This window comes from Mesorhizobium sp. M7A.F.Ca.CA.004.04.2.1 (genome assembly GCF_004022825.1).
Taxonomy (GTDB): domain Bacteria; phylum Pseudomonadota; class Alphaproteobacteria; order Rhizobiales; family Rhizobiaceae; genus Mesorhizobium.
In genome coordinates this window covers 1-9,925 of sequence record NZ_RZPH01000106.1, presented here as the reverse complement: position 1 = coordinate 9,925, position 9,925 = coordinate 1, and the positions used below count along the sequence as shown (strand labels likewise).

The window sequence follows — 9,925 nt, the reverse complement described above, 5'->3', positions numbered from 1 at the left end:
TCGAAGACAGCTTGCGTGGCGTTGGCCGAGGCGCAGCTCGCCAACGCCGCCGCCAGCGAGGAACGGCAGCGCCAGTTGCTCGCCTCGGCCAACGCCACGCAAGCTGTCTTCGATGCCGCGCAGCAGGCGCGCAAAGCCGCGGAGGCAGGTGTCGAGCGGGCCAAGGCTTCGCTTGCCAAATCGCAGGAACAGCTCGGCTATGCCAGGCTGTTCTCTGATTTCGACGGTGTCGTCACCGCGGTCGGCGCCGAAGTTGGCCAGACGGTCTCGCCCGGCCAGACCGTCGTCACCGTGGCGCGTTCGGACCTGCGCGAGGCGGTGGTCGACATTCCCGATCAATTGACCGGTGATCTTGAGGCCGGCACGCCCTTCCAGGTGATCCTGCAGTCGCTGCCTACGATCCAGACCGGGGCCAAGCTGCGCGAGATCGCACCGCAATCCGAGGGCTCGACCCGCACGCGGCGCGTCAAGCTGACGCTCACGGATCCGCCACAGGCCTTCCGGCTCGGCTCGACGGTGACGGCGACCCGCGTGACCAAGGTGGCACCGACGATCGAATTGCCCATGTCGGCGCTGTTCGAAAAGAACGGTTCCGCGAAAGTATGGATCGTCGACCCGCAGACATCCAGCGTGAACGCACACGACATAAAGGTCGCGTCGAAGAATGGCGGCACCTTCACGGTGGCCGAGGGGCTGGAGGCCGGCATGCGTGTTGTCACGGCGGGCGTCCACAGCCTGAGCGAAGGCCAGAAGGTGACAGTGCCCGAGGGAGGGGCCTCATGAAAGGCTTCAATCTCTCCGACTGGGCGCTCAACCACCGCTCCATGGTCTGGTATTTCATGCTTGTCTTCGTCGTGGCTGGCGTGTTCTCCTACCTCAATCTCGGCCGTGAAGAAGACCCCAATTTCACCATCAAGACGATGATCATCCAGGCCAACTGGCCGGGCGCCTCGGTCAGGGAAACCGTGCAGCAGGTGACCGACCGTATCGAGAAGAAACTCGAGGAACTCGACAGCCTCGACTACACCAAGTCCGTCACCACGGCCGGCCAGACCGTCATCTTCGTCAACCTGAAGGACACCACCAAAGCACGCGATGTCGTGCCGAACTGGATTCAGGTGCGCAACATGGTCAACGACATCGCGGCGCAGTTTCCGCAGGGGGTGCAGGGACCCTTCTTCAACGACAGCTTCGGCGACGTCTATGGCAACATCTACGCCTTCACATCGGACGGGCTGACGCCGCGCCAGTTGCGCGACTATGTCGAGGACGCCAGAACAAAAATCCTGACCGTGCCCAACGCCGGCAAGGTCGACCTCGTCGGCGCCCAGGACGAGGCGATCTATCTCGAATTCTCGACCCGCCAGATCGCCGCCCTCGGCCTCAACCAGCAAGCGATCGTGGCGAGCCTGCAGGCGCAGAACGCGATCACGCCGTCCGGCGTCATCCAGTCCGGGCCGGAGCGCATCAGCGTGCGGGTCGGCGGGCAGTTCACCTCCGAGGACAGCCTGCGCGCCATCAATCTGCGGGTCGATGACCGTTTCTTCCGCCTCAGCGACGTGGCGACGATCACGCGCGGCTATGTCGATCCGCCTACGGCGCTATTCCGCTTCAACGGCCAGGACGCCATCGGGCTCGCCATCGGCATGAAACCCAACGCCAACCTGCTCGAGTTCGGCGAGGCGCTGCACAAGGAGATGGACAAGGTGCTGGCCGACCTGCCGGTCGGTGTCGGCGTGCATCTGGTGGCCGACCAGCCGGTCATCGTCGAGGAGGCCGTCTCGGGCTTTACGCGCGCGCTGTTCGAGGCGGTCGCCATCGTGCTCGCCGTGTCGTTCATCAGCCTCGGCATGCGCGCCGGCTTCGTCGTGGCGCTGTCGATCCCGCTGGTGCTGGCCATCACCTTCACGGTCATGGCCTATCTCGGCATTTCGCTGCAGCGTATTTCCCTGGGGGCGCTGATCATCTCGCTCGGGCTTCTGGTCGACGACGCGATGATCGCGGTCGAGATGATGGTGGCGCGGCTGGAGGTCGGCGACAATCTGCGCAAGGCGGCGACCTATGTCTACACATCGACCGCCTTTCCGATGCTGACCGGTACGCTGGTGACGGTCGCCGGCTTCATCCCGATCGGCCTCAACAACAGCGCCGCCGGCGAATATACCTTCACCCTGTTCGTGGTCATCGCCGTTTCGCTGCTGGTGTCATGGGTCGTGGCGGTGCTGTTTGCGCCACTGCTCGGCGTCACCATCCTGCCGGCGACGGTGAAAACCAAGCATCACGACCAGCCTGGCCGCTTCACCTCGCTTTTCCGGCGCGTGCTTGTCGGCTCGGTGCGCCATCACTGGCTGACCATCATCGTCACAGTGCTTTTGTTTGCCGGCTCGATCGCCGGCTTCGGGCTGGTGCAGCAGCAGTTCTTTCCGCCATCGGACCGGCCGGAGCTGATCGTCGACTGGAACCTGCCGCAGAATGCCTCGATCGCCGATACGCGCGACCAGATGGAGCGGTTCGAGCAGCGGGCGCTGGTCGGCAATCCCGACATCGACCATTTTTCGTCCTATATCGGCCAGGGCGCGGTGCGTTTCGTGCTCGCCTATGACGTGCAGCCGGCCAACCCCTATTTCGGCCAGACCGTCATCGTCACCAAAAGCATCGCGGCCCGCAACCGGGTCAAGCCGGCGCTTGAAAAACTGCTGCGCGAGGAGTTCGTCGGCACCGACGCCTTCGTCAAGCCGCTCGAACTCGGACCGCCGGTCGGCCGCCCGGTGCAATATCGCGTCGGCGGTCCCGACATCCAGACGGTGCGCGAACTGGCGCAGCAATTCGCCGGTGTCATCTCCGCCAATCCAAAGCTAGCAGCGCCGACCTTCGACTGGAACGAGCCGCAGCGTGTGCTGAGGGTCGACGTGCTGCAGGACAAGGCACGCCAGCTCGGTATCACCTCCTCCGACATCGCCAGCGCGCTGAACAGTACGGTCGGCGGCGCCACCATCACGCAGGTGCGCGACGCCACCTATCTGATCAATGTCGTGGCGCGCTCGCGTGGGTCCGAACGCGGCTCGATCGAAACCTTGCAGAACATGCAGCTGCCGACCAGTACCGGCGAGGCGATCCCGCTCGCGGCCGTCGCCAACTTCCGCTACGATCTGGAGCAGCCAACGGTGTGGCGACGCGACCGCATCCCGACCATCACCGTGCGCGCCGGACTGGTCGGCGACGTGCTGCCGGCCACCGTCGTCAACGAGTTGAAGCCGTCGGTCGATGCCTTCACCGCCAAGCTGCCGCCGGGTTATTCGATCGCCACCGCCGGCTCGGTCGAGGAGAGTGCCAAAAGCCAGGGACCAATCGCCGCCGTCGTGCCGTTGATGCTGTTCGTCATGGCGACGATCCTGATGGTGCAGTTGCAGAGTTTCCAGCGCCTGTTCCTGGTGGTGGCCGTGGCGCCGCTCGGCCTGATCGGCGTGGTGGCGGCCCTGGTGCCGAGCGGAGCACCGCTCGGCTTCGTCGCCATCCTCGGCGTGCTGGCGCTGATCGGCATCCTGATCCGCAACTCGGTCATCCTGATCGTGCAGATCGAGGATCTCGTCCGGGACGGCAAGGACCGCTGGGCCGCTGTCATCGAAGCGACGGAACACAGGATGCGCCCGATCGCGCTGACGGCGGCCGCCGCCAGCCTGGCGCTGATCCCGATCGCACGTGAAGTGTTCTGGGGCCCGATGGCCTATGCCATGATGGGCGGCATCATTGCCGGCACGGCGATTACGTTGCTGTTCCTGCCGGCGCTTTATGTGACGTGGTTCAGGATCAAGGAGCCTGAAGCCCAGGAAGAGCCACCTGTGGAGAGCGGCGAACCGGTGCAAGCTCAGACTTAAGGCTTTGCCGGGTCATTCGTTGTCGTTAGAGGGTACGGGACGTGACTTTGCACGCCGCCATGGCGATGATTTCGAGGCGCGCCAAGCATGCCAACCTTTAGGCAAATCGGCCAACTCCAGGATAGTTTGATCCCACCTCACCACCTCTTGCAGGCCGACGAGCATTATGTCGCCGTCATCCACAGGTCCGGGTTCGCTGTTGTGGAATTGCCAAGTGCCACCTTCGTCGTTGTAGCTGTCGTCGTCGTCATCTTCATGCACAACGTATGCGATCCAGTCGCCACGTTTAAATATGCTCTTGTCCGAATACACTGCGAGATTGGGCGGATCCGCAAACTTCCATTCCTCCATAGGAATTCCCCGAGATGGTTGTTCGACGCAAAACGAGAAAACGAATTCAGGCGGTTCTCACAAACCCATCGCTGGCCCGCAACAGATTGCGCGTATAATCCTTGGTTACGCGGCGTTCGACAAGGTCTGCCGCCGCCAGATTCTCCACCGCCTCGCCGCTTTGCATCACCATCAGCCGCTCGCACATATGGGTGATGATGGCGAGGTCGTGGCTGACCATCAGGAAGGTCAGCTTGCGCCGCCTGCGTACCTCTTCCAACAGGTTGAGCACTTCCGCCTGCACCGAGGCATCGAGCGCCGAGGTCGGCTCGTCGAGCAGCAAGATCGACGGTTCGAGAATCAGCGCACGGGCGATCGCCACGCGCTGGCGCTGGCCGCCGGAGAGCTGGTGCGAATAGCGGAACCGAAAACCGTTGCCGAGGCCGACCTCGTCGAGCGCCCGCTGGATGCGCTTTTCGCCGTCGGCAAAGCCATGGATGGCAAGCGGTTCCTGCAGCAGCCGGTCGACGGTCTGGCGCGGGTGCAGCGAGCCGTACGGATCCTGGAAGACCATCTGGACTTCGCGGTAGAAGGCCTTGTCGCGGCGTGTCCCAAGCGTCTTGCCGTTGACGACGATGCTGCCCGATGCGACCGGCGCAAGGCCGGCGATGGCCCGCAGCAGCGTCGATTTGCCGGAGCCGGATTCACCGACCAGGCCGAAGGATTCGCCCGGCTGCACGTCGAGGCTGACACCCTTCAGCGCGCGAAAACGGTCGAAGATCACTTCCAGCCTGTCGACGGCAATCGCGGAAGTCATGCCGCCCACTCCGGCTTGCGGTCGAGCACCGGCAGCGGGTGGCGGTCGGCGCCGATCTTGGGCATGCAATTGAGCAAGCCGCGCGTGTAGGGATGCTGGGCATGGCCGAGTTCGGACGCCTTGAGCTGCTCGACCACCTTGCCGGCATACATGACGATGACGCGGTCGCAGAAGGATGAGACCAGGCGCAGATCGTGCGAGATGAAGATCAGCCCCATGCCGCGTTCGCTGACCAGCTTGTCGAGGATGCCTAGCACATCGAGCTGCACGGTTACGTCGAGCTCCGAAGTCGGTTCGTCGGCGATCATCATTTCCGGTCCTGCGATCAGCATCATGGCGATCATGGCGCGCTGGCCCATGCCGCCCGAAACTTCATGCGGATGCAGGTTGAAGACGCGAGAGGGATCACGGATCTGCACCGCCTCCAGCATGGCCAATGCGCGGTCGCGCGCCTCGGCCTTGCCGACCTTTTCATGGGTGCGCAGCGTCTCGACGATCTGGCGGCCGATGCTCATGACAGGGTCGAGCGAATATTTCGGGTCCTGCAGGATCATGGCGATGCGCTTGCCGCGCAGCTTCCGGCGTTCGCGTGGCGAGACGCTGAGCAGGTCGATGCCGTCGAAGGCGAGCTTGTTGGCCGATATCCGCGCCTGCGGCGGCGTCAGCCCCATAATGGCGCGGCCGGTCTGCGATTTGCCGGAGCCGGATTCGCCGACGATGCCGAGCCGTTCGCGACCGAGCGAAAAGGAGACGCCGCGCACCGCCTCGATCAGCCCGGTGCGGGTCGGGAAAGTGACGCGCAGGTCGTCGACGTCGAGAAGCGTCTTCGTTTCCCTGCTCATTGGTCACCACTGCGAGGGTCGAGCGCGTCGCGCAGGCCGTCGCCGAGCAGATTGAAGCCGAGGCTGACAATGAGGATGGCGAAGCCCGGCGCACCAGCCACCCACCATTGGTCGAGCACGAAGCGGCGACCGGACGCGATCATCGTGCCCCATTCGGGCAGCGGCGGCTGCGCGCCGAGGCCGAGGAAACCGAGCCCGGCGGCGGTCAGGATGATGCCGGCCATGTCGAGCGTCACCCTGACGATCAGGGACGAAATGCAAAGCGGCATGATATGGCGCAGCACGATGCGGAAGGGCGAGGCGCCCATCAGCTGCACCGCCTTGATGTAATCGGAATTGCGCACCGTCAGCGTCTCGGCGCGCGCGATACGGGCGTAGGGCGGCCATGAGGTGATGGCGATGGCCAGCACCGCATTCTCAATGCCGGGGCCCAGTGCTGCGACAAAGGCCAGCGCCAGGATCAGCTTGGGAAAGGCGAGGAAGATGTCGGTGATGCGCATCAGGATGGCATCGGTCCAGCCGCCGGCATAGCCGGCCACCGTGCCGACCAAGAGGCCGATCGGTGCCGCGATGATGGCCACCAGGATGACCACATAGAGCGTCCAGCGCGAGCCGTAGAGGATGCGCGACAGGATATCGCGGCCGAGATCGTCGGTGCCGAACCAATGCTCGGCGCTCGGCGCCAGCAGGCGCGCGTTCTTCAGGTCGCCGAACGTCGGAGAATAGGGCGCCAGCACGCCGGCAAGGGCGGCGACGGCCAGCAAGGCAATGATGATGAGCAGGCCGAGAAAGGCCAGCCGGTTGGCGGAAAAGCGCCGCCACGCCACATAGGCGCGGCCGAGCCTTGCCTGCATGCGCGAGGCCGGCCGCTCGCTGAGCAGCCAGTCGCGACGACTCTGGATGGTGTCGGCGCTCATTGAACCTTCGTCCTCGGATCGAGCACCCGATACAGCAGGTCGGAGAGCAGATTGATGGCGATGAACACCGAGCCAATGACGATGGTGCCGCCGAGCACCGCATTCATGTCGGCGTTCTGCAGCGAATTGGTGATGTAAAGGCCGATGCCCGGCCACGAGAACACGGTTTCGGTGAGCACCGAGCCTTCGAGCAGCCCGGCATAGGAGAGCGCGATCACCGTCACCATCGGCACCGCCGCATTGCGCAGCGCGTGGCCCCAGATGATGCGGGTTTCCGACAGGCCCTTGGCGCGCGCCGCGACGATGTATTCCTGGGACAGTTCGTTGAGCATGAACGAGCGCGTCATGCGGCTGATATAGGCGAGCGAGAAGTAGCCGAGCAGCGATGCCGGCAGGATGATGTGGCGGAAGGCGTCGTAAAACACGTCCCACTGCCCCTGCATCGCGGAGTCGAGGAGATAGAAGCCGGTGATCGGCGTAAAAGTGTACTCGTAGACGACGTCGAGCCGCGCCGGGAAGGCAACCCATTGCAGCTTGGCATAGAACAGCACCAGCGCCCGCAGGCCGAGCCAGAAGATCGGCACGGAATAGCCGATCAGGCCGATGATGCGCACGATCTGGTCGATGAGACTGCCGCGCTTGACCGCCGCCAGCACGCCGAGCGGCACGCCGAACAGCGCCCCGATCAGCGTTCCCAGCGTCGCCAGTTCGGTGGTGGCCGGCAGCGCCCGGCGAATGTCGGTCATGACCGGATTGGTGGTCAGCACGGAGACGCCGAAATTACCGTTCAGGGCATTTTTCACATAGATGTAGAACTGCTCGATCAACGGCAGATCGAGGCCCATCTCGCGGCGCGTGCGCTCGACGACATTGGCCGGCGCCCGGTCGCCGAGCACCGCCAGCACCGGGTCGATCGGAATGACGCGGCCGATGAAGAAGGTGACCGCGAGCAGACCAAGATAGGTCGTGATCGCAATGACCAGGAAACGGCCAAAGGATGATGCAATAGCGACAGCGCGGGCGCTGCCGCGCCCCGCCGCCATTTCTTTTTCAACCGCGCTCATGCGGCGTGTCCGCGAGCATTATTCCTTGGACACCGGTCCGACGAAATTGCTGTCGAAGCTCGGGCCGAGCGCAAAGCCCTTGAGGTTCTTGCGCAGGCCGGCCACTTCCAGCTGCTGGTGGATGACGACGAAGGGGCTGGTGTCCAGGATCTTCTTCTGCAGATCCTTGTACATGTCAGCGCGTTTACCGGCGTCCTTCTCGAGCAGTGCTGCTTCCGTCTCCTTGGTCAGGTCCGGAATGTCCCAGGCGTTGCGCCAGGCCAGCGTCTTGGACTTGCCCGCATCCGAATTGTCCGGGTTCGAGGCAAAGGTCTGGGCGTTGGAATTCGGGTCGAAATAATCCTGGCCCCACTGGCCGATATAGATGTCGTGGTTGCGGGCGCGATATTTGGTCAGCGTCTGCTTGCCGTCGCCCGGGATGATCTCGAGCTTGATGCCGGCCTGGCCAAGCGTCTGCTGGATCGATTCCGCCATGCCGGTCGTCGGCTGGCCGGTGCGTACGTCCATGGTTACGCTGAAGCCGTCGGGCAGGCCGGCCTTGGCCAGCAATTCCTTGGCCTTGGCGACATCGAGCTTGAACGGATTCTCATCCAATTCGCCGAGCACACCCTTGGGCAGGAAGGTCTGGTGGATTTCGCCTATGCCCTTGAGGATGGTGGAACTCAAGGCATCATAGTCGACCAGATATTTGAAGGCCTGGCGGACCTCCGGCTTGGCAAGGTTCGGGTTCTTCTGGTTGAGGCTGATGTAGTAGACGGTGCCCTTCGGCGCGCTGGTGGTCGTGAGATCGGCGTTCTTGGCGATGGCGTCGAGATCGTTCGGCTCGAGATTGCGGGCAACGTCGATGTCGCCGGCTTCGAGCGCCAGGCGCTGGCCCGAGCTTTCCTTCATGTTGCGATAGATGACGCGGGCAAGCTTGGCCTTTTCGCCATGGTAATTGTCGTTGCGCTCGAGAACGACTGCCTCATTGGCGCGCCATTCGCGCAGCTTGAAGACGCCGGAGCCGGCATAGCCGGTCTTCAGCCAGGCATTGCCGAAATCATTGTCCCATTTGTAGTCGGCGCTCGGCGTGACCGCCGCGACATGTTCCTTGACCAGCTTGGCGTCGACCACCGAAGCGACCGTTGCCGACAGGCAGTTCAGGACGAAGCTCGGGGCATAAGCCTTGTCGACGGTGAACTGGAAAGTGGTCTCGTCGACCGCCTTGGCCTTCTCGGCGACGTTGTCGCCGCTGATGCCGAATTGGCCGATGATGAAGGCCGGGCTCTTGTCGAGCTTGACGGCGCGTTCGAACGACCAGGCGACGTCGGCCGCGGTGATCGGATTGCCGGAGGCGAATTTGAGGCCGGGCTTGAGCTTGAAGGTGTAGGTCAGCCCATCGTCGGAGACGGTCCAGCTTTCGGCGAGGTCGCCCTTGACCTTGGAGGTGTCGCTGAGGTCGAGACGGACCAGCAGATCATAGGTATTGCCGGTGACCTCGGCGGTCGACAACTCGAACGCCTCGCCCGGATCCATGGAGATGATGTCGTCGATCGCGAAACCTTCGACCAGCGTGTCGGCGGGCGTGACCGCACCGGCGGGCGCGCCGGCCAGAAGCAGTGCGGACATGGCTGCACCCGCAAGCAGGAAGCGAGAGCGTAGAGCAAACTTTTCCATCATCATCGTGATTGTTCCCTGTTTTGTTGTTTGTTGACCTGAGTTCCCGGCTCAGGGTTGTGGAATTTTTTTCGGGCCTGGAGAGGGGCCCACGGATCTCCTACCGTTGCGGTTTTTGTCCAGTTGGTCAACACCATATCCGGCAGCCTGGTGGCGGGCAACGAGCATTTGTGCGACGGCTCAATGGGCCAGAAAGGCCGGCGGGATGCCGACGCACAAGCCAGCCAATAGAGGCTGCCGATCGGGGAAAATCTGGCGAATGTCGCGGCTACTTCAGCGCCGCGACCAGGTCGGCGTCAGGGAAGCAGGTGGCGGCGCGGCCGTTCTTGGCTTGCCACGTGCCGATCGAACGGCGGGTCTTGAAGCCGGGCAGGCCATCGGCGCTGCCGACATCATAGCCCTTGGCTTCCAGCGACCGCTGCAG

At 63.6% G+C, this 9,925-nt stretch carries 9 protein-coding genes; 2 read left to right on the top strand and 7 right to left on the bottom strand.

Annotated features, from left to right (window positions below; genetic code table 11):
* Positions 1–783: efflux RND transporter periplasmic adaptor subunit (locus EN893_RS07455; protein WP_128361464.1), on the top strand; the 783-nt coding region annotated here is incomplete at its 5' end.
* Complete coding sequence (locus EN893_RS07450; protein ID WP_128361463.1) at positions 780–3,875, top strand: efflux RND transporter permease subunit; 3,096 nt, start codon at positions 780–782, stop codon at positions 3,873–3,875. The genes EN893_RS07455 and EN893_RS07450, both read left to right, overlap by 4 nt.
* A gap of 12 nt (positions 3,876–3,887) precedes the next feature.
* On the opposite strand, the gene EN893_RS07445 is transcribed toward EN893_RS07450, so the two are convergent.
* The 7 genes from EN893_RS07445 to EN893_RS07415 all read right to left on the bottom strand — a co-directional run.
* Positions 3,888–4,226 carry a hypothetical protein gene (locus EN893_RS07445; protein ID WP_127267901.1) on the bottom strand — a complete coding sequence of 113 codons (339 nt, stop codon included), beginning with the start codon at positions 4,224–4,226 and terminating at the stop codon, positions 3,888–3,890.
* Positions 4,227–4,272: 46 nt separating this feature from the next.
* Positions 4,273–5,022, bottom strand: coding sequence for an ABC transporter ATP-binding protein (locus tag EN893_RS07440; RefSeq protein WP_127267902.1), 750 nt, complete (start codon positions 5,020–5,022; stop codon positions 4,273–4,275).
* Positions 5,019–5,864 carry an ABC transporter ATP-binding protein gene (locus tag EN893_RS07435; RefSeq protein WP_128361462.1) on the bottom strand — a complete coding sequence of 282 codons (846 nt, stop codon included), beginning with the start codon at positions 5,862–5,864 and terminating at the stop codon, positions 5,019–5,021. The genes EN893_RS07440 and EN893_RS07435 overlap by 4 nt, the downstream gene beginning before the upstream one ends.
* Complete coding sequence (gene nikC / locus EN893_RS07430; RefSeq protein WP_127267904.1) at positions 5,861–6,781, bottom strand: nickel transporter permease; 921 nt, start codon at positions 6,779–6,781, stop codon at positions 5,861–5,863. Before nikC ends, EN893_RS07435 begins: the two co-directional genes overlap by 4 nt.
* Positions 6,778–7,845 carry an ABC transporter permease gene (locus EN893_RS07425; protein WP_128361461.1) on the bottom strand — a complete coding sequence of 356 codons (1,068 nt, stop codon included), beginning with the start codon at positions 7,843–7,845 and terminating at the stop codon, positions 6,778–6,780. The genes nikC and EN893_RS07425 overlap by 4 nt, the downstream gene beginning before the upstream one ends.
* An 18-nt stretch (positions 7,846–7,863) precedes the next feature.
* The gene (locus EN893_RS07420; protein WP_127267906.1) at positions 7,864–9,507 is read right to left on the bottom strand and encodes an ABC transporter substrate-binding protein; all 1,644 of its coding nucleotides are present in this window, start codon (positions 9,505–9,507) and stop codon (positions 7,864–7,866) included.
* 262 nt (positions 9,508–9,769) lie between these two features.
* The coding region (locus EN893_RS07415; protein WP_164900752.1) for a peptidoglycan-binding domain-containing protein at positions 9,770–9,925 on the bottom strand (156 nt) is incomplete at its 5' end.